18 protein-coding genes and 1 tRNA gene are annotated in these 19,744 nt (G+C 67.1%); 10 read left to right on the top strand and 9 right to left on the bottom strand.

What is annotated here, in order from left to right:
• Window positions 1–62: 62 nt before the first annotated feature.
• From ACIP5Y_RS09770 to ACIP5Y_RS09740, 7 genes are all read left to right on the top strand, one after another.
• A complete protein-coding gene (locus ACIP5Y_RS09770) occupies window positions 63–1,229 on the top strand; it encodes a pyridoxal-phosphate-dependent aminotransferase family protein (protein WP_400349328.1) in 1,167 nt (388 codons plus the stop codon).
• A gap of 15 nt (window positions 1,230–1,244) precedes the next feature.
• Complete coding sequence (locus tag ACIP5Y_RS09765; RefSeq protein ID WP_400349326.1) at window positions 1,245–2,585, top strand: MFS transporter; 1,341 nt, start codon at window positions 1,245–1,247, stop codon at window positions 2,583–2,585.
• A 116-nt stretch (window positions 2,586–2,701) separates the two neighbouring features.
• Window positions 2,702–5,659: an FAD-binding and (Fe-S)-binding domain-containing protein gene (locus ACIP5Y_RS09760; protein WP_400349324.1), complete on the top strand. Its 2,958-nt coding sequence runs from the start codon at window positions 2,702–2,704 to the stop codon at window positions 5,657–5,659.
• A gap of 12 nt (window positions 5,660–5,671) precedes the next feature.
• Window positions 5,672–6,490: a fumarylacetoacetate hydrolase family protein gene (locus tag ACIP5Y_RS09755; protein ID WP_400349322.1), complete on the top strand. Its 819-nt coding sequence runs from the start codon at window positions 5,672–5,674 to the stop codon at window positions 6,488–6,490.
• Between the two features lie 22 nt (window positions 6,491–6,512).
• Complete coding sequence (locus ACIP5Y_RS09750) at window positions 6,513–6,794, top strand: hypothetical protein (protein WP_400349321.1); 282 nt, start codon at window positions 6,513–6,515, stop codon at window positions 6,792–6,794.
• Window positions 6,791–7,207, top strand: a complete 417-nt coding sequence (locus ACIP5Y_RS09745) for a hypothetical protein (RefSeq protein WP_400349319.1) — start codon at window positions 6,791–6,793, stop codon at window positions 7,205–7,207. The genes ACIP5Y_RS09750 and ACIP5Y_RS09745 overlap by 4 nt, the downstream gene beginning before the upstream one ends.
• A gap of 153 nt (window positions 7,208–7,360) precedes the next feature.
• Window positions 7,361–8,266, top strand: a complete 906-nt coding sequence (locus ACIP5Y_RS09740; RefSeq protein WP_400349317.1) for an IS5 family transposase — start codon at window positions 7,361–7,363, stop codon at window positions 8,264–8,266.
• Window positions 8,267–8,348: 82 nt separating this feature from the next.
• On the opposite strand, the gene ACIP5Y_RS09735 is transcribed toward ACIP5Y_RS09740, so the two are convergent.
• Together ACIP5Y_RS09735 and ACIP5Y_RS09730 are read right to left on the bottom strand one after the other, a co-directional pair.
• Window positions 8,349–8,420: transfer RNA gene (locus ACIP5Y_RS09735), tRNA-Gln, on the bottom strand.
• A 123-nt stretch (window positions 8,421–8,543) separates the two neighbouring features.
• Window positions 8,544–10,190 carry a CocE/NonD family hydrolase gene (locus ACIP5Y_RS09730; RefSeq protein ID WP_400349316.1) on the bottom strand — a complete coding sequence of 549 codons (1,647 nt, stop codon included), beginning with the start codon at window positions 10,188–10,190 and terminating at the stop codon, window positions 8,544–8,546.
• Between the two features lie 328 nt (window positions 10,191–10,518).
• Between ACIP5Y_RS09730 and gndA the strand changes: the two genes are divergently transcribed.
• Window positions 10,519–11,961 (top strand): NADP-dependent phosphogluconate dehydrogenase, encoded by a 1,443-nt coding sequence (gene gndA, locus ACIP5Y_RS09725; protein WP_400349315.1) that lies wholly within the window; start codon window positions 10,519–10,521, stop codon window positions 11,959–11,961.
• Between the two features lie 79 nt (window positions 11,962–12,040).
• On the opposite strand, the gene ACIP5Y_RS09720 is transcribed toward gndA, so the two are convergent.
• The 4 genes from ACIP5Y_RS09720 to ACIP5Y_RS09705 all read right to left on the bottom strand — a co-directional run bounded on the left by ACIP5Y_RS09720 (window position 12,041) and on the right by ACIP5Y_RS09705 (window position 14,558).
• On the bottom strand, window positions 12,041–12,673 hold the full coding sequence (locus ACIP5Y_RS09720; protein ID WP_400349313.1) for a TetR/AcrR family transcriptional regulator: 633 nt from the start codon (window positions 12,671–12,673) through the stop codon (window positions 12,041–12,043).
• Between the two features lie 126 nt (window positions 12,674–12,799).
• On the bottom strand, window positions 12,800–12,973 hold the full coding sequence (locus tag ACIP5Y_RS09715) for a hypothetical protein (protein ID WP_400349311.1): 174 nt from the start codon (window positions 12,971–12,973) through the stop codon (window positions 12,800–12,802).
• A gap of 95 nt (window positions 12,974–13,068) precedes the next feature.
• Window positions 13,069–13,584 carry a gamma carbonic anhydrase family protein gene (locus tag ACIP5Y_RS09710; protein ID WP_400349310.1) on the bottom strand — a complete coding sequence of 172 codons (516 nt, stop codon included), beginning with the start codon at window positions 13,582–13,584 and terminating at the stop codon, window positions 13,069–13,071.
• Entirely contained in the window at window positions 13,581–14,558 is a 978-nt protein-coding gene (locus ACIP5Y_RS09705) for a GlxA family transcriptional regulator (protein WP_400349309.1), read from the bottom strand. The genes ACIP5Y_RS09710 and ACIP5Y_RS09705 overlap by 4 nt, the downstream gene beginning before the upstream one ends.
• Window positions 14,559–14,629: 71 nt before the next feature.
• On the opposite strand from ACIP5Y_RS09705, the gene ACIP5Y_RS09700 reads away from it, so the two are divergent.
• Window positions 14,630–15,412 (top strand): MBL fold metallo-hydrolase, encoded by a 783-nt coding sequence (locus ACIP5Y_RS09700; protein ID WP_400349307.1) that lies wholly within the window; start codon window positions 14,630–14,632, stop codon window positions 15,410–15,412.
• A 161-nt stretch (window positions 15,413–15,573) separates the two neighbouring features.
• A complete protein-coding gene (gene ald / locus ACIP5Y_RS09695; protein ID WP_400349306.1) occupies window positions 15,574–16,680 on the top strand; it encodes an alanine dehydrogenase in 1,107 nt (368 codons plus the stop codon).
• A 4-nt stretch (window positions 16,681–16,684) separates the two neighbouring features.
• On the opposite strand, the gene sigJ is transcribed toward ald, so the two are convergent.
• From sigJ to ACIP5Y_RS09680, 3 genes are all read right to left on the bottom strand, one after another.
• Entirely contained in the window at window positions 16,685–17,647 is a 963-nt protein-coding gene (gene sigJ / locus ACIP5Y_RS09690) for an RNA polymerase sigma factor SigJ (RefSeq protein WP_400349305.1), read from the bottom strand.
• Window positions 17,648–17,820: 173 nt separating this feature from the next.
• Window positions 17,821–18,759 (bottom strand): cobalamin biosynthesis protein, encoded by a 939-nt coding sequence (locus tag ACIP5Y_RS09685; protein ID WP_400349304.1) that lies wholly within the window; start codon window positions 18,757–18,759, stop codon window positions 17,821–17,823.
• A gap of 48 nt (window positions 18,760–18,807) precedes the next feature.
• Window positions 18,808–19,728, bottom strand: coding sequence for an SURF1 family protein (locus tag ACIP5Y_RS09680; protein WP_400351217.1), 921 nt, complete (start codon window positions 19,726–19,728; stop codon window positions 18,808–18,810).
• Between the last annotated feature and the right edge of the window lie 16 nt (window positions 19,729–19,744).

The raw sequence follows: 19,744 nt of genomic DNA, 5'->3' as shown, positions 1-19,744 counted from the left end.
CCTTGCTGCACCTTCTCACGGAACAGTGTGCCACCTCACGGCACAGAATGGAAACAAGTCTGATGACCGCCCACAGCGGACGACACTTTCTGCAGATTCCCGGTCCCACCAACGTCCCGGACCGCGTGCTCCACGCCATTGCACAACCCACTATCGATCACCGCGGCCCCGAATTCGGCGAATTCACACTCGATCTGCTGCAGCGGGTCAAACCGGTATTCGGCACCGCCAATCCCGTTGTCATCTATGCCGGTTCCGGAACCGGCGCCTGGGAAGCCGCCCTGGTCAATACCCTCTCGCCCGGCGATCGCGTATTGGCGTTCGAGACAGGACATTTCGCGACCCTGTGGCGCGATATGGCGCTGAAGCTCGGCCTGACGGTCGAATTCGTGCCCGGCGACTGGCGGCACGGCGCCGACCCGGCCGCCGTCGCCGAACACCTCGCCGCCGACACCGAGCACGGCATCAAGGCCGTCATGGTGGTGCACAACGAAACCTCCACCGGCGTCACCAGCCGGATTCCGGAGATCCGCGCCGCCATCGACGAGGCCGACCACCCCGCGCTGCTGTTCGTCGACACCATCTCCTCGCTCGGGTCCATCGACTACCGCCACGACGACTGGGGTGTGGACGTGACGATCGGCTGCTCGCAGAAGGGGCTCATGCTGCCGCCCGGCCTGGGCTTCAATGCCATCAGCGATAAGGCCCTCGCCGCCTCCGCGCACGCGACAATGCCCAGGTCCTACTGGGATTGGGCGCCCATGCTGCGGGACAACGAGCGCGGTTTCTACCCGCACACGCCCGCCACCAACATGCTGTTCGGGCTGCGCGAGGCCCTCATCATGCTCGATGAGGAAGGGCTGCCGAACGTCTTCGCCCGGCACCAGCGGCATGCCGAGGCCACCCGCGCCGCCGTCCGCGGCTGGGGCCTCGAGGTGCTGTGCGCGAACGAGCGCGAATACTCCGGCGTTCTCACCGCCGTGCTCGTCGGCGAGGAACACGACGCCGACAAGGTGCGCCGCATCATCCTGGACCGCTTCGACATGTCCCTCGGCACCGGACTCGGCAAACTCGCCGGCCGGGTGTTCCGCATCGGCCACCTCGGCCATTTCAATGATCTGGCGCTGGCCGGAACTCTCTCCGGCGTCCAAATGGGGCTCGAACTAGCGGGTGTGGACATCGATCCCGCCGGCCTGCAGGCCGCACTCGAGGTACTGCGCGCACCCTAAATCTAAGGATTTACCATGTCCGATCGGACGTCCCCGGTCCGGCGCTTGTCCGAAATGAAGCGCTGGACATACATCCTGCCGATCGTCGTATTCATTTACGTCATCTGTTATGTCGACAGGACCAATATCAGTTTCGCGCTACCGCACCTCGAAACCGATATGCATCTCAGCAAGTCCCAGCAAGGTCTGGCCAGCGGCATTTTCTTCTGGGGATATCTGCTGTTGCAGATTCCCGGCGGCTATATCGCCGAACGCTGGAGTGCCAGACAGTGGATCGCGATTCTGATGGTGCTGTGGAGTATTGCCGCCATGGCCTCCGGCTTCACCCACAGCGTCGGCCAGCTGCTCCTCGCCCGGTTCCTCCTCGGCGTCGCCGAGGGCGGCGTGCAGCCCGCGCTCATGGCCACCATTCGCAACTGGTTCCCGTTCGCCGAAAGAGGCCGGGCCTTCGCGATATTCAAGTTGTACACGCCGATCGCGGCGATCGTGGCCGCACCCTTCTCCGGCGTCATCCTGACCTACTTCGACTGGCGGTGGATGTTCATCATCCAGGGCGGCGGGCCGCTGGTGGTCGGGCTCATCGCGTGGCTGGCGGTCGTGCGTGACACACCCGCCAAGGCCAAATGGCTGTCACCGGCCGAACGGGAGTACATCGAACGATCCCGGCTCGAAGAAGGCGAGCCGCTCGAACACCACGGCACCTTCAAAGCCGCCTTCACCAGCAAGATCGTGTGGCACTTCGCGCTCATCTACACGCTCACGCAGATGGGCCTGCTCGGGCTCACGCTGTGGCTGCCCAGCGTGCTCAAAAAGGCGTTCCACAGCGATCTCTCGGTGGGTCTGGTCGCCATTCTGCCGCAGATCGCGGCGGGCGCCGCCATCATCCTGGTGGGCCGGTCGGCCGACAAACGCGGCGGGCACATCAAACACATGTCGCTGGTGCTCGGCTCCGCCTGCATCATCCTCGTCGGCGCGAGTTTCGTTTCGGCACACCAGAAATGGCTGGTGCTGATCGCCCTGATCCTCGGCACGGCGGCCTCCATCGCCTGGTACGGGCCGTTCTGGGCGACCGTCACCAAACTCACGCCGGTGGCCGCGGCCGGCGCGGGCATGGGACTCATCAATGGTGTCGGCAATCTCGGCAGCTTTGTCGGGCCCTACGTCGGCGGGTGGCTCAGCCAGATCAGCGGCGGCGGATACGCGCTCACCCAGGCGTTCTTCGGAATCGTCTTCGGCGTCGCGGCGCTGCTCGTGCTGACGCTGCGAAAACAGTTGCGGGCCGCCACCAACCCTGTCCTTGTCGCCGAGCCGGAAACGGTGACAGGACGACCCTTGTCCGATCCCTCCCCGGCCTGATTCCAGGTCACCCCGCGGCGGCCGACCACCCGGCCGCCGCACCCGCCGCCCGCGCGGGCGACCGGCCGGCCCACCGCGACACCCGCGAAAACCCAACGACTCGAAGAGGATTCGTGATGACCTTCTCCCTGAGCGAAACCGAAGTGGACGACCCGGAAACACTTGCCGCACTGCTGGAGAGCGCACTGCGCACCGGCATGGACGGCGATGTCGCGTTCGACGACTACAGCCGGCACATCTTCTCCCGGGACGCCAGCATGTACTCGATGATGCCACTGGGCGTCGCGTTCCCCCGGCATGCCGGGGATGTCGCGGCGGCGGTGGAAGCCTGTGCGGCGCTGGGTGTTCCGATCGTGGCGCGCGGGGCGGGGACGAGTCTCGCGGGGCAGACCATCGGGCCCGGGCTGGTGCTGGATCTGTCCCGGCACATGAACCGGATCCTCGAACTCGATCCGGTCGCCCGCACCGCGCTCGTCGAGGTCGGGGTGGTGCAGGATCAGCTCAACAAGGCCGCGGGCGCGCACGGGCTCATGTTCGGGCCCGACACCTCGACCAGTAACCGGGCCACCATCGGCGGCATGATCGGGAACAATTCCGCGGGCAGCGGGTCGCTGACCTACGGCATGACCATCGATCACGTGCTGGCGCTGGATGTCATTCTCTCCGATGGTTCGCGCGCCCGGCTGGAACCCGTCAACGAGGCCGAGCGGCTCGTGCGGTCCGCCGAACAGTCGCTGGAAGGGCGGATCTACCAGGAACTTCCGCAGCTGGTGCGGGACAGCGAGCAGGCCATCGAGGCCGGGATGCCGATCTTCTGGCGGCGGGCCGGCGGGTATCGCCTCGATCGGCTCGCCGGGTTCGGGCATCGGAAGCCGTTCGATCTGGCCAAATTCGTGGTCGGCGCGGAGGGGACGCTGCTGGTGGTGACCCACGCGCTGGTGTCGCTGGTGCCCAAGCCCGCTCGCACCGTGTATGCGGTCGGGCACTTCACCGACACGCCCAGCGCCATTGCCGCGACCACCGACGCGCTCAGTTGCGAACCGGCTCAGGTCGAGTTGATGGATCGGACCATTCTCGAACTGTCGCGCAAGCAGATCGAGTACGCCTCGCTCGGGGAGATCCTCGTCGGCGATCCGGGCGCGCTGCTGTTCGTGTCCTTCAGCGGTGACGATGAGGCGGCGCTGGTCGCCGAACTCGATCGGCTGGAACGGCTGTGGCAGCAGAACGGGCACGGGTATCACACGCTGCGTGCGGTGACCCCCGCCGATCAGACGGCGCTGCTGAAGGTCCGCAAGTCCAGCCTCGGGCTGCTCATGGCGGCGGGGGAGGGCACTCGACGGCCGCTCGCCTTCGTCGAGGACACCGCGGTGGATCCGGTGCACCTCGCCGAATACACCGAGCGGTTCAAGCAGATTCTCGACGACCACCAGCTGGAGGCCGGGTTCTACGGGCACTGCTCGGTGGGCTGCCTGCACATCCGGCCGTTCGTCGACCTCACCAAACCCGAGGAAGTGGCCAAGATGCGGGCCGTCGCCGAGGCGGTCAAGGATCTGGTGGCCGAATACGGCGGCGTGAACTCCAGCGAACACGGCGATGGGCTGGCGCGCAGCGAATTCAACCGCGAGATCTTCGGGCCCGAGCTGTACGAGGCCATGCGAAAGGTCAAGCGGCTCTTCGATCCCGGCAACATCATGAACCCGGGCAAGATCGTCGACGCGCCGTCCATGACCGAGAACCTGCGCGACCGCGATATGCTGCCGCCCGCACCCTTACTACAGACCACACTGAACTTCGAAGTGGTCGGCGGTATGCGCGGCGCGGCCGACCGGTGCATGAATATCGGACTGTGCCGCAAGGCCGGGTCCGGGGTCATGTGCCCGTCGTATCAGGCGACCCTGAACGAGGAACATGCCACGCGGGGGCGGGCGAACGCGCTGGTGAAGGCGCTGTCCGAACCGGATCCGCATTCGGCGCTGGGCGGGGAACGACTGCACGAGATCCTCGATCTGTGCCTGATGTGCAAGGCGTGCAAGAACGAATGCCCGATGAGCGTGGACATGGCGGCGCTGAAGGCGGAGACGCTGGCGCATCACCATGAGATTCACGGAATACCTTTCCGCTCCAGGATTTTCGGGTCGATCCGGACATTGAACCGGCTGGGGTCGGCAACCGCGCCGATCTCGAATCTGCCGGGCCGCATCGGGTTTCTGCGCCGCATCATGGAGAAGCAGGTCGGCATCACCGCGGAGCGCCCGCTGCCCGTCTTCACCCGGAAGAACCTGCTGCGCTGGTTCCGTCGGCATCAGCAGGCCGTGGCCATGAGCCCCGCGCCGCTCGGCACCGTGAACTGGCTGGCGGATTCGTTCACCACGTTCACCGAACCGCATATCGGGCAGGCGGCCATCGAACTGCTGGAGCGGGCCGGGTGGCGGGTCGAGCTCGCGAGCGGCGGTTGCTGCGGGCGGTCGAGCATGTCCAAGGGGCTGCTCGATGATGCGAAACAGAAGGCGTCCGGGCTGGTCGAATCGCTCGCGCTGAATACCGAACCCGGCTCGCCGATCGTCGGCTGCGAACCGTCCTGCCTGTTCACGCTGCGTGACGAGCACACCGCCCTGCTGTCGGATTCGGAATGGGTGCACGAGGTCGCGGCCCGAGTGCGGCAGGTGGAGGAACTGCTCATCGAGGCCATCGACGCGGGCCGCCTCCGGCTACGCGACGACTCCTCCCTCTCCGGTCGCCGCATCGTGTATCACGGCCACTGCCACCAGAAAGCCGAAGTCGGCACCGCCGCCACCATGGCCCTGCTGCGCCGCATCCCCGGCGTCGAAGTCGAAGAAATCAACTCCGGCTGCTGCGGCATGGCCGGCTCCTTCGGCTTCGAAGCCGAACACTACGAAATGTCCATGACCGTCGGCGGCGACCGCCTCTTCCCCGCCCTCGCGGCCGAACCCCAGGAAACCATCGTCGCCGCCACCGGCGTCTCCTGCCGCCAGCAAATCTTCCACGGCGCCGGCCGAACCGCCTGGCACCCCGTCGAATTGGTCCGCGCCGCCCTCGCCCCCGCCGAACAGTAATAAGGAGCAGCCATGCGAATCGTCCGCTATTCACGCGTCGGACCACCCGGACGCGGTGTCGTCATCGGCGACGACGTCTACGAATTACCCAGCGACAGCACCGAACCCGGCGACCTGGTCGGCCCGGTGTCGGGCCTGGCCCTCCTACCTCCCTGCGAGCCCCGCACCATAGTCTGCGCCGCCGCCAACTACGCCGGCCAACTCGCCGAAAAGGGCATGCCCCACCCGGATCACCCGTCCTTCTTCCTGAAGAGCCCCAATGCGGTGAGCGCTCCCAACTCGGTGATCCTCCGCCCGGCCGAAGTAACCCGCCTCGAATACGAGGGCGAACTAGCAGTAGTAATAGGCCGCACCGCCCGCGCGGTCCCCCCGGACCGGGCAGCCGATTACATCCTCGGCTACACCTGCGCCAACGACGTCACCGCCCACGACTTCCGGGCCGACGGCCAATGGACCCGCGCCAAGTCCGCCGACACCTTCTGCCCCCTCGGCCCCTGGATAGAAACCACGGTCGCCGACCCCGCCACCCTCCGCATAACTACCCGCCTCAACAACAAAGTGGTGCAAAAGGAATCGACCTCCGACATGGTCTTCGATGTCGCAGAACTGCTCGCCTACATAACCCGCTGGATCACCCTCCAGCCCGGCGACATCCTCCTCACCGGCAGCCCGGCCGGCGTGGGCCCCATGACCCCCGGCGACCTCGTCGAAGTAGAAATCTCCGGCATAGGCACCCTCCGCAACACCGTGGTGGGCCAAGGCGCCAGTGAGCCTTCCACGAGAGCTGGACGGCCAGAACCGAGCTCATATGAGGCGAGCAGAATATCCTGAGCATGCCGGGTATGATCAGTGCATGACAGTCGAGGAGAAGGACTCGAAGCGCGCCAAGACAACTTTGTCGGCTCTCCCGGCCACGCGTGAGCGATTGGCAGAGTTCGCCAACCGCGACGAAACCGTCGATCAGACCCTCAACCGACTGATGGATGCCGTGCAGTCGATGCGGGTCCGAGCCCGCAATGCGTACGAAACTCGGACCGCCGCCGCGAAGGCCGACCCCAGGGCCTGGGCGGCAGGCGCGAAACTAGCCGATATGCTCGCCGACCGCGCCGCCGCGCGGCAGGCGGCCAAGGTATGACGGGTACTGGATACGTTTTCGACGACACAGTTCTTCATGCTTACGCTCACGGCTCACTTTTGACTGCGAGTTTGATTGCGCACCTTGCTGATCGGGAGATTCGCATTGCTGTGCCTGCCCTCGCATTGAGCGCTGCAAAGGCAGGCTTGAACGAAGAGCAGCGCGAGGGGCTCGATGGCGTCATCGACAACGTTGCCGCCATCGCGCTCGCCGGGGTGTCCACTCTGACCGACACCAGTGAACTCGCCGACATACTGGCAGCTGGCGAGAGCGTCGATTATGTCGCAGCCCACTGTGTCGCCATCGCGCGTCACTTCGACTGGGAGATAGTGACTCACGATCGCGCACGCTGGCAGTCGATCGAAGACGCTCTGCCATGGCCCATCGATCTTGTCGAACTAGCGGACGACTAGGGCTTGTATCGAAGTGATGTGTGGGTGGCGCCGTGTAGCGGTGCCACCCACACAGGCTTTCGTGAAACCCGTTGAGCACGTTGGCGTATAGGCGAGGTCTCCGGTAGATCGGTTTAGCGACCAAGCAAAACCGGAGACCGAACCGGAGACCTCGTGACCAGCGTAGCGGTGGCGGGGCGCGCGGACCTGACCGATGCCCAGTGGGCTCGGTTGGCGCCGCTGTTGCCCCGCGGTAAGAAGGCAGGCCGCCCACCTGCATGGACGAAACGGCAGCTCATCGACGGGATTCGATGGCGCGTGCGGGTCGGTGCCCCCTGGCGGGACGTGCCCGCCGAATATGGTTCCTGGTCAGCGGTTTACGGGCTGTTCCGCCGCTGGCAGCGGGCCGGGGTGTGGGTGCTGATCCTGAAACTGTTGCAGGCATTGGCCGAGGCGGCCGCCTCGATCCGGTGGCAGGTCAGCGTGGACTCCACGATCATGCGTGCCCATCAGCACGCGGCCGGCGCCCGCCGCGAGGGTGCCGACCAGAGCGAACCACCGGGCGGGGTCGGCGAACCCGAGCCGGCCGATCACGGGCTGGGCCGCTCGCGTGGTGGCTGGTCGACGAAGCTGCATCTGGCCTGTGAACAGGGCTGCCGGGTGTTGTCGCTGCTGATCACTCCCGGCCAAGCCGGTGACAGTCCGCAGTTCACGACTGTTCTGGACGGGATCGCGGTGCCGAAACTCGGTGGTGGTCGAGCCCGGGTTCGCCCGGAGCGGGTGCTGGCCGACAAGGCGTATTCCAGTCGCGCCAACCGAGACTGGCTGCGTCGTCACGGGATCAGGGCCACCATCCCGACTCCGTCGGATCAGGCCGCTCACCGGCGTCGGCGCGGCCGCTGCGGTGGCCGCCCTCCCGCATTCGACAAGGTCGTCTACCGGGACCGCAACGCTGTCGAACGCGGCATCAACCAGCTCAAACGACATCGGGCCGTGGCCACACGCTACGACAAACTCGCCGTCCGCTACTTGGCCACCGTCCACATCGCCGCGATCAATCAATGGCTTCGACACGAGTGAGGGCGGGCCAAAGGCCCACCCTCACCACTTCGATACAGGCCCTAGGTCTATCTCGAGGTCCGAGGTGGGTAGCCCGATCGGGCTGGGATGCGAGGATTCGAACCTCGATCGGCGCAGTCAGAGTGCGCTGTCTTGCCTGTTGGACGACATCCCAATGCTCTGGTGGGGCATGGGATTACGGTGTCATGGTCGCGGCTGATGGTGCAACGGAATTTGGGCCGACGACATGTCGACGGCCCCGCCGTTGCCGACGGGGCCGTCAGTGGATTGTGAATTATCAGGGGACGATCGGGATGTCCACGTAGGCCGTGTCCGGGGCGTTGGTCAGGGTGATGGTGTTGCCGGTGTCGGATTCGTCGTAGAGGTAGAGGAGGTCCTTGGTGCCGATGATGACGGCGAGTTTGTGGCCGATGGGGATTCGGTAGTCGGTGGCTTTCAGGGGGAAGGTGAGGTCGGTGGGGTGGTCGGGCTGCTGATTCTGGACCGAGGCGGCGGCGTGCGTGATGATGCGCAGGTTGCCGGTGAAGGGGTTGAAGTCGAGGAGGTAGGCGATGACGGTGGCCGACTCGGTGGCGGGGGTTACCGTCAGGCTGACCTCGGGAATGCCTGCGATGTGGTGCGGAGTGAGGAAGGGGCGCGGGGTGGTCCAGACGGCGGCGACGCCGCGATCCAGGTCGGCGAGCTTCTGACGGCGGGGCATGAGCAGGCGCTCGAGGAAGCCGTCCGTTATCAGGGCGCTGACGGCGTCCACATGTTGATCGCCCACCCGGATGCGCTGGGTGGAGGTCTGCGGGCGTTCGGTGGTGAGTGTGCCGTCGGCGGATTCGGAATTCGGGGCCTGGAAATAATAGCGGCGCAGGGGATTCGACCAGGATTCCAGGTCGGGGGCGGTCGACATGGTGAAGCTGTACATGGATTCGGTGTGGACGGCGCCGTCCTTGTCGATGCCGTTGTCCACGCCGCGCAGATAGTGGTCGAACCAGTCGTAGGCGGCCTCGGTGGTGCGGGTGTAGACGCCGAGCAGCGCGCCCGGAATTTCGACGGCGCCGTGGTCGCCCACCGCTATGTCGAGGCGCTTGGGGCCGGGATAACGGGTGAAGTATTCGAGGAGCTGGTTCTGGGGAAAAATCGTTTCGTGCCAGTAGGTGGTGAAAAAGGTTGGCACGGCACGCTGTTCACCGGCGGGAACCTGGGCGGGGGAACGGGGTTTCGCGTATTCGAGGACGCCCTCGATATTGGTGTTGTTGCGGAAATCGTCCAGGACCTTCAATAATTCCGCGCTGGGCCGCTCGCTGATCGAGGCCAGGGCCTCGGCGGCCTGGATGTGTGGCGTGTGGTTGTCGTAGAGGGCCTCGCCCAGGTCGGCCCAGGCGCTCAGGGCGACAACGGCTTTGACCGCTGGATGGCGGTTGGCAACCAGCTGGCTGATGCCCGAGCCGTAGGAGAGCCCGGCCATGCCGACCTTGTCGGCGTCGACCTTCATCTGCGGGTGGGCCAGCGCCCAGTCGATCACCGCGGCGCCGTCCTCGACGTCCTCGGGACCGGCGACGGTCAGCTCGCCCCCGGAGTCGGCGAGGCCGCGCTCGGTGTAGGCGACCACGGCATAGCGGCGCATCAGCAGCCTGATGATGGCGCCGGAGTACATCTTCCAGCCGCTCTGATCCAGGCCGGCGGGCAGCACGATCAGCGGGTGCGGGCCGTCACCCAGCGGCCAGGCGGCCAGCGCATCCAGCTGCACCCCGCCCGCACCGGGGATCTTCACCGCGGTGAGCATGGATTGCGTCCGTACGGCGGCGATGTCTTCGGCGAGATATCGGGGAACACCCTTGGTATCGCCGGTGAGCAGGTCGTGCACCACCGCCAGCGCATCGGCCTCCTGATCGGGAGCGAGCAACCGCAGCTGATCCGGGCGAGCATTAGACATGACCGTATCCTTTCGATCCTGCTGGAATCCCATTGCGGCAGAATTGATTCGCGACCGAAAAGAGAATGTCGCGGGGAGGAATTCAGGCGCCCTGCCTATAGGCGATCGTACAACGCACCACAGGACGGATCGGTCGAATCAGGCAAACGAGAAGGCTTGTGCACCAACAGCTTTCACGAAACGACTCGTCGGTATCTGAGAGCGTGAGAGGGTGGACGCAGCATCCTGCGGACCACACCGCCCCGGGCATACCGGTTTCCCGGCCGCCACGGCGAGAGGGTAGAAATGGGACTGCAAACTACACCTGTCGAATGGAGTGAGGCACGTCATGGCGACCTCTGAAGCGCGCGCCCAGATCGGCGTCACCGGCCTGGCGGTCATGGGCAGCAATATCGCCCGTAACTTTGCCCGGAACGGTTACACCGTGGCCCTGCACAACCGGAGCATCGCCAAGACCGATGCCCTGCTCGAAGCCCACGGCACCGACGGCGACTTCGTGCGGACCGAGACCATCGAGGAATTCGTCGCCGCGCTGGAGCAGCCGCGCCGCGTCCTCATCATGGTGAAGGCCGGCGACCCGACCGACGCCGTCATCGAGGAACTCGCCGATGCCATGGAGCCCGGCGACATCATCATCGACGGCGGCAACTCCCTCTACACCGACACCATCCGCCGCGAAGCCGCCATGAAGGCGCGCGGGCTGAACTTCGTCGGCGCCGGCATCTCCGGCGGCGAAGAGGGCGCGCTCAACGGCCCGGCCATCATGCCCGGCGGCCCGAAGGAATCCTACGAATCCCTCGGCCCCATGCTGGAGAAGATCGCCGCCCAGGTCGACGGCACACCCTGCTGCACCCACATCGGCCCGGACGGCTCCGGCCACTTCGTCAAGATGGTGCACAACGGCATCGAATACGCCGATATGCAGCTGATCGGCGAGGCCTACAACCTCTTCCGCGACGCGCTCGGCTTCGACGCCAAGCAGATCGCCGACGTGTTCACCCAGTGGAACAGCGGCGAGCTGGAGAGCTACCTGGTCGAGATCACCGCCGAGGTGCTGAACCAGGTCGACGCCAAGACCGGCAAGCCGCTGGTCGACGTGATCGTCGACGCCGCCGAGCAGAAGGGCACCGGCCGCTGGACGGTCAAGTCCGCGCTCGATCTCGGCATCCCGGTCACCGGTATCGCCGAGGCCGTCTTCGCTCGCGCGCTGTCCGGTTCGCGTGCGCAGCGCAAGGCCGCCAAGGGCCTCGCCTCCGGCACCCTGGCCGCCAAGCCCGCCGATGTCGCGCAGTTCACCGAGGACATCCAGCAGGCCCTCTACGCGTCCAAGATCGTCGCCTACGCGCAGGGCTTCGACCAGATCGCCGCGGGCAGTGCCGAATACGACTGGGACCTGCACCCCGGCGACCTCGCCACCATCTGGCGCGGCGGCTGCATCATCCGCGCCCGCTTCCTCAACCGCATCAAGGACGCGTACGCGCAGAACCCGGCCCTGCCGAGCCTGATCCTCGACCCGTACTTCCGTGCGGCCATCGAGAACGCCATCGACAGCTGGCGGCGCGTCGTCTCCACCGCGACCCTGCTGGGTATCCCGGTGCCGGCCTTCGCCTCCTCGCTGTCCTACTACGACGCTCTGCGCGCCGAGCGGCTCCCGGCCGCACTGACCCAGGGCCAGCGCGACTTCTTCGGCGCGCACACCTACGAGCGCATCGACGCCGAGGGCAAGTTCCACACGCTGTGGAGCGGTGACCGCAGCGAAGTGCCCGCGTAATCTCACGGGAGACAATGCAAAGCGGAGCCGGGGGCCGAAAAGGCCACCGGCTCCGCTTTTTTCGTATTGCCGCGCGAACTCAGACGGTTTGCATGCCGATCATGGGGAGCATGGTGCGACGGGCGAAATCGCGGGCGGCCTGTTCGTCGGCGAGGGGAATGAGGCCGTCCGGCGTCAGTACCAGTGAGTGGCCGAGGCGGGCAAGGACTTCGGCGACCAGATCGGCGTCGAAATTCGGGACCGTGCCGGAAATCTGTAGCGCGCGGAGCTTTTCGGCGAGGTAAGTGCGGCCCACGGCCAGCACCGGGCCCGCCTGGGTGGTGAGCCGGGGGAGGATCACATCGGGTTCGGTGCGCAGGAGCCGTTGCACCAGTTTGTTGTTCGCCAGCAGGGTGATGAACGCGACGAAGATCTCGACCAGCTGGTCCTCCACGGTCGAGCCGTCGCGCGAGACCTGCTGCACCCGCTGATCGATCTCGGCGACGAAGCGCTGCGCCTCGCGGACACCGACCGCTTCCACGAGTTCGTTCTTGGATTCGAACCGCCGGTACAGGGTGGCAGGGCTGATGCCGGCGCGGCGGGCGATCTCACCCATGCTGGTCCGCTTGATGCCGAAGTCCAGGAACGCGGAAAGCGCGCTCTCCAAAAGCTGTTCGCCTTCGGCGCGGGGCTTCTCCAGGATGCGTTGCAGGATGGTGGGAACGGACGGCATCGAGTCTCCAGTCGATCGGTTGGCATCCGCGACGCTGCGGTGAGGCGGCCAAGAGTTAGAGCCGCATTATCTCACCGCCGCATCGGCATGATCGTGCCGAACCGATCTATCCGGGTGGCGCCGAGGTCAGCGGACGTCGAAGGCCCGCATCTCGCGTTCGATCGTGTTCGCCGCGAAATCGATCCCATTGGAACGCAGTTCGTGAACCCGGCGCTGTAGCGCCTCGATACCCCCCGGCTGGGCCGCGATATCCGCGACACTGATCCGCCGTCGGTGCATACTGTCCTGCTCGTACGCCACCGTTGCACCCTCCTGCTAGCACACTGGGCACGATGCTAGCAGCGGAGTTATATGGTCGCTTGTTCAGTGTGGCGCTTCTCACAGACCCCCTTCAGTCACAACTCTTGACCGTCCCGGTGCAGGCTCGTGTTGTAAAGGTACGCAGCGGCATTCACGCGAATCCGCTCCAGCTCCGGCTCGCTCAACTCCCGCCGCACCTTGCCCGGCACACCCGCGACCAGCGAACCCGGCGGCACCTGCATCCCCTCCGGAATCAGCGCATTCGCCGCGATCAGGCTGCCCGCGCCGATCACCGCGCCGTTCAGCACCGTCGCACCCATGCCGACCAGCACATCGTCACCCACCGTGCAGCCGTGCAGAATCGCATTGTGCCCCACCGACACTCCCGCACCCACCGTGCACGGGAAACCCGGATCGGCATGCAGCACGCAACCGTCCTGGATATTGCTGCGCGCACCCACGCTGATCGCATCCATATCGCCGCGCAGCACCGCCGAATACCACACGCTCACTTCGGCTTCCAGCCGCACCCGGCCGACAATGGTGGCGTTCGGCGCGATCCACGCGCTCTCGTCGATCTCCGGCGCGTGCTCACCCAGCTGAATCCTCATGATCGAGAACTTAGCGCCTGCCCGGAATGGGACCGGAACAGGGACCGATGCGCGGCCGGGCTCATACCCAGCGTGCGATGGAAATGATGACGCAGGTTCACCGCGGTGCCCAGACCCGCATCCGCCGCCACCCGGTCCATGGTGTCATCGGTGGATTCGAGCAGCAGACGGGCACGATCCACGCGCTGCTGCAATAGCCACTGCTGCGGACTGCTACCGGTGCGGTCACGGAAACGACGCGTGAAAGTGCGGCGCGACATCAGCGCGGTCCGCGCCCAGCCGTCCAGATCGATCGCCTGGTCGAGATGCGTTCGCGCCCAGACCATCGCATGCTCGATCGGATCGTCCGCCGCGGCGTCGGGGATCGCGAACGGGATGTACTGCGCCTGCGAACCGCTGCGATGCGGGGCCAGTACCAGGCGGCGCGCCAGCTCGGCGGCGGCCCGACTGCCGTGATCGGCGCGCACCAGATGCAGGCAGCAATCCAGCGCCGCGGCCGTACCGGCGGAGGTGACGATATCGCCGTCATCCGACCACAACGTGTCGGCTCGCACCCGGACCGCAGGGTAGGTGCGGGCCAGATCCGCTGCGGCAGACCAGTGCGTGGTGATCTCGCGTCCGTCGGCCAGGCCGCTCGCGGCCACCGCGTACGCGCCCAGACAGAGGCCGACGATGCGGGCCCCGCGCGCATGCGCTCGATGCAGGGCCTCGCGCGCCGGGCTCGACAGCGGCAGCTCGCGGCGCCAGCTGGGGATGACCACGGTCTGCGCGGTATCCATGACCTCCAGGCCGTGATGCACCGTGATATCGAAACCCGCAGGCGTGCTGATGATTCCGGGCGACTCGGCGCAGACCCGCACGTCATAGGGTGATCCGGCCTCCTCGCCCGCGCCGACCCGGCCGAACACCAGGCTCGGCACCGACAGGTGGAAAGGGCTGATCCGATCGCTCGCCAGGACGGCCACTTCGTGCATGGCCCGATTTTAGCGATAAGCGGCCTTCGGGCCACTTGGGGTGACGGGCATTCCGTACCAAACTCTTTCCCATGAGCAACGCGATCGACACCACCGCCACCGGCACCATCGACATCCTGCACATCGGTGGACCCACCGTGCGCTTCCGCTACGGCAACCTGACCTGGCTCATCGACCCCACCTTCGACGAGCCCGGCGACTATGAAGGCGGCGTCGTCCTGCACAAGCTGACCGGGCCCGCGGTGCCGGTCTCCGAGATCGGGCAGATCGACGTGGTACTGCTCTCGCACGACCAGCACGCCGACAACCTCGACAACAGCGGCCGCGCTCTGCTCCCCAGCGCCGGACAGGTGCTGTCCACCCCCGACGCCGCCGCGCGCATCGAAGGCGTTGTCGGCCTGGAGAACTGGGCCACCACGCAGATCGGCGACGTGACCGTCACCGGTGTTCCCGCCCTGCACGGACCCGAGGGCTGCGAGCCCCTCTCCGGCGTGGTCACCGGCTTCGTCCTGCAGAGCCCCGGCCTGCCCACCGTCTACGTATCCGGCGACAATGCCGCCGTCGACCGGGTCGAGCAGATCGTCGGCCGCATCGGCCGCATCGACGTCGCCATCCTGAATGTCGGCGCCGCCAACCCCGGCCGCTTCGGCGACAGTGACGTCACCCTCAACGGCCGCACCGCGGTCCAGGCCGCCGCCGTCCTGGGCGACGCGCTGATCATCCCCGTGCACGCCGAAGGCTGGGCCCACTTCTCCGAGACCCTCGACTACCTGTCCCGCAACTTCCACTACGCCGGTCGCGCAGCACAACTGCGCATCCCCGTCGCCGGCGAAACCTTCACGGTCTCCGTATAGGCGACGACACCCCGGTACCGCGAGGCCCCCGCTGTTTGCGGGGGCCTCGCAGCCGTGGCGCTGCGAATGACGTGTAGCGCGGATAGCTACCAGATTGCCGCGAGCCAAATCGGGTCGTGGCGCTCATGGCGAGCGGGACTCCGGTGGGTCACGATGGCGGTATGCAGATCGGGGTGCCGCGGGAGGTCAAACCGCAGGAATATCGAGTCGCGCTCACGCCGGCCGGGGCCGGGGAACTGACGCGGCACGGGCACGAGGTGGTCGTGGAAGCCGGGGCGGGAGCCGGGTCCGGATTCGGCGACGCCGACTACCTCGCCGCCGGGGCTCGGATCACGGGGACCGCCGACGAGGTGTGGGGCGTCGCGGAACTCGTGCTGAAGGTGAAAGAGCCCATTGCCGAGGAGTATTCGCGTATGCGGGCCGGGCAGGTGCTGTTCACCTTCCTGCACCTGGCCGCCTCGCGGGAATGCACCGACGCGATTCTCCGGTCCGGGATCACCGCCATTGCCTACGAGACCGTGCGCGGGCCGGGCGGGACGCTGCCGCTGCTCGCGCCCATGAGCGAGGTGGCGGGGAAGCTCGGCAGTCAGGTCGGGGCGTATCACCTGATGTCGCCGCAAGGTGGCGCCGGATTGTTGCTGGGCGGGGTCCCGGGGGTGCGGCCCGCCGCTGTCGTGGTGCTCGGCGGCGGCGTGGCGGGCAGCAATGCCGCCGCGGTGGCCGTCGGGATGGGGGCGCGAGTCACGGTGCTGGACACCAATATCGCGCGGTTGCGGGAACTCGACGCCCGGTTCGACGGGCGCATCACCACGCTCGGATCCAATGCCGCCGAGGTCGAGAAGGCCGTGCTCGGGGCCGATCTGGTGATCGGGTCGGTACTGGTGCCCGGTGCGCGGGCGCCGAAACTGGTGCCCGACAGCCTCGTCGCCGGGATGCGGCCCGGATCGGTACTGGTGGATATCGCCATCGATCAGGGCGGGTGTTTCCAGAGTTCGCACCCGACCACACATGCCGAACCCACCTTCCGGGTGGCGGATTCACTGTTCTACTGCGTGGCCAATATGCCCGGGGCGGTGCCGCACACCTCGACCGTGGCGCTCACCAATGTCACGCTGCCGTACGCCCGCGCCATCGCGGACCTGGGCTGGCAGGCGGCCTGCAATGCCGATCCGGGTCTGGCCCAGGGCTTCACCGCCGACGCGGGACGGCTGTACTCGCCCGAGGTGGCGGCCGCGCACGGCCTCCATCCCGTCGGGCGAGTTTCCTGAGCGATCAGTTCGCTTCCGGGGAACCGTTGTCCAGCAGCCAATCCGGCTCGCCGTCGAGCGGCAGGTTGTGCAGCTTGTCCGGATTGCGGACCACATCGAGCTTGGTGATGCGGCCATTGTCGATGGTGAACGAGAAGACGCCCAGGAACGAGCCATCGAACACCACCAGGCCCGGCCGGCCGTTGACCAGCACCGAACGACCCCACGCCGCACCGGTATCCGTCATGTACCGCAGGAAGCCCAGCAGCGTATCGGCCACCGTGCCCGCACCGTGCAGCGGATGCCGGAACGCCAGCACCTTGCCGCCGCCATCGGAGGTGAAGGTGACATTCGCATCCAGCAGGCCCAGCAGGGCGCTCAGATCACCGGAGCGCCAGGCGACCGCGAACGCGGACACCACCTTCTCGTGCTCGGCCGGATCCGCCGGGAAACGCGGCGTGCCCGACTCCACATGCTTGCGCGCGCGGGAAGCCAACTGCCGCACCGCCGCCGGGGTACGGCCCACCACCTCGGCCACCTCCGGACCGGTCATGCCGAACACATCCTGCAGTACGAAGGCCGTCCGCTCGGCCGGGGACAACGACTCCAGCACCACCAGCAGGGCCGTCGTGACCCGCTCGTCCTGCGAGACCCGGTCCGCCGGATCATCCCAGGAGGTGACCTCCGGCTCCGGGAGCCATTCGCCCACATACTGTTCGCGCCGCACCCGCGCCGAACCCAGATAGTCCAGGGCCAGCCGGCCCGTCACCGTGGTCAGCCAGGCGCGCAGATTCTCGATCTCCACACCGTCCGGGGAGGTTTCGTAGTAGCGCTGCAGTCGCAGCCACGCCTCCTGGACCACGTCATCGGCATCGGTCAGGCTGCCCAGTGTGCTGTACGCGACCCGCCGCAGATACGCCCGATGCTCCTCGAACCGGCGCGCCAGTTCCGCCTGATCGGGCACACCGGTGCGTTCGTCGTTGCTCATAGCCGCCTCACCGCTCGCTTCTCCTCGCCCATCCGGGCGAACCTGACACCGAACCGACGAAACCACTCCCGCAACTGTGACATTCCCGAGGTCCGGGGCGTAGCGCGGGGTTCGGCGACCGGTGCGAGGGCGCGGTGGTCAGCCGTGTGCGGCAGGTGCGCGGTCGTGGTGGTTCAGCCGTGTATGGCTGCTCGCGCCGCGGCAGTGAGAGCGGCCGCCAACTGCACGGCCTCGGAGAGGCGGACGGCGCGTCGCAGATCGGGGACGCGGGGCGCCGGGCCGTCGCCGAGCGTGGGACGCATCTCCACGCCATGGCGGTATTGCGTGCGACCACCCAGGGTCACGCCGAGCGCGCCCGCCATCGAGGCCTCGGCCACACCGGCATTCGGGCTCGGATGTTGCGCGGCATCCCGTCGCCAAGCGCGCCATGCTGCGGCCGGGCGGCCACCGACCATGGGTGCGAGCGCAGCTGTCAGGACTCCCGAGAACCGAGCCGGACCCAAATTAACGAAATCATCCGTCCGCGCGGCCGCCCAGCCGAAATTCTCGTAGCGTTCGTTCCGGTACCCGACCATCGCATCGAGCGTGTTGATCGCGCGATAAGCCAGCAGGCCCGGCACTCCGGCGATCGCGCCCCAGAACAGCGGTGCGACAGTCGCATCCGAGGTGTTCTCCGCAATCGACTCCAAGGCCGCCCGCGCCAGCCCGTCGGCGTCCAGCGCCTCGGGATCCCGCCCGCACAATGAAGGCAACAGCGCCCGGGCCGCTTCCAGATCCTCGCTCTCCAGCCGGTCCGCCATGACGTGCCCGGTCTTGGCCAAGGTGGTGCCGCCCAGCACCGTCCAGGTCGCGGCCGCCGTCACCAGCACCTCACCGGCAGCCCGCGCACCCAGCGTCCGCTGCAACCCGGCGCCGAGCCCGGCGGCCGCGCCCACCAGCACCACCTCGTGCACGATCCCCGCGGCGCGACTGTCCCGATACGTGCACCGCTCCAAAACCTGCGCTACCGAACCGAACCCGGCCACCGGATGCCCGCGCCGCGGATCACCCAGCACGCGATCCAGCGCGAAACCCAGTAGCAGCCCGGCCGCGCGAGCAGTCCCCTTACGCATTCGGCGAGGCTAACCCACACATCGCTACGGCCTATAAAGCCGGGACCGTCACCGGCGGGTGCCGCCGTAGCGGTCGGCCAGGCGGGCCTCGTTCGTGACGACCTTCGGTGCGGCGGGCTCGGATTCGGTGTCGACGCTCTCTGCCACTGTCGCGGGGGACGGGCCGGGGCCGGTGGAAACCGGCTGCGGCTGCGGCTGTTCCGCCGTTTCCGCGCGTTCGCGGCGGCGGGCGCGGATCTCGGCGAAGACGAAATAGCCGAGACCCAAGGGCGCCATGATGCCGAAGGCCAGCCATTGCAGGCCGTACGAGAGGTAAGGGCCGGAGTCGAGCTGGGGGAGCGGGGTCGGGGTGAAGGCGCCCGGCTGGTTCTCCGCCAGCTGCAGGTAGCCGCCGCGACCGTCCGTGGGGATGGGGGTGAGCGGGATGCCGAGGAGGGTGGACATCTGCTCGGTGTCGTTCGTGTACACCTGGCGGTAGCCGCTCTCGGTCATGGGCGGCTTGTTCGCGATGACGCCCTCCGAGGCGCGGACGCGGGCCTCGAGATGCTGGGCGCCGGCGGGCGGCTCGGCGATCTGCGGCAGCCGGGTGCCGCCGTCCGGGGAGGAGACCAGGCCGCGGTCCACCAGCAAGGTCCGGCCGTCGGTCAGGCGGAAGGCGTTCAGCACGCCGTACGCGGGCTGATCGTTCAGGTGACGCAGTCGCACCAGGACGGTCGTTCCGGGAACGTACGTGCCGTCCGCGGTGACGCGCCGCCACTCGGTGTTCTTGCCGGATCCGCTCAGCATGGTGGTCACATCCACGGGCGCCGCGGTCACCGAATCCTCGATGCGCTGATTACGCGCCGAGGTCGTGGTGTTCTTACCCAGCTGCCACGGCGCCAGCACCGAGAAACACAGGTACGCGAAGGCCGCGACCACCAGCGCCAGAATCACCCAGCCGGGTCGCAGCAGGAACGTGAAGCGCCGCAAGACCGAAACCTTCGAG

The sequence above is a fragment of the Nocardia sp. NPDC088792 genome, assembly GCF_044750615.1.
Classification (GTDB): domain Bacteria; phylum Actinomycetota; class Actinomycetes; order Mycobacteriales; family Mycobacteriaceae; genus Nocardia.
Note: the sequence above shows the minus strand (reverse complement) of the source record. Positions and strands in the feature narration are given on the sequence as shown.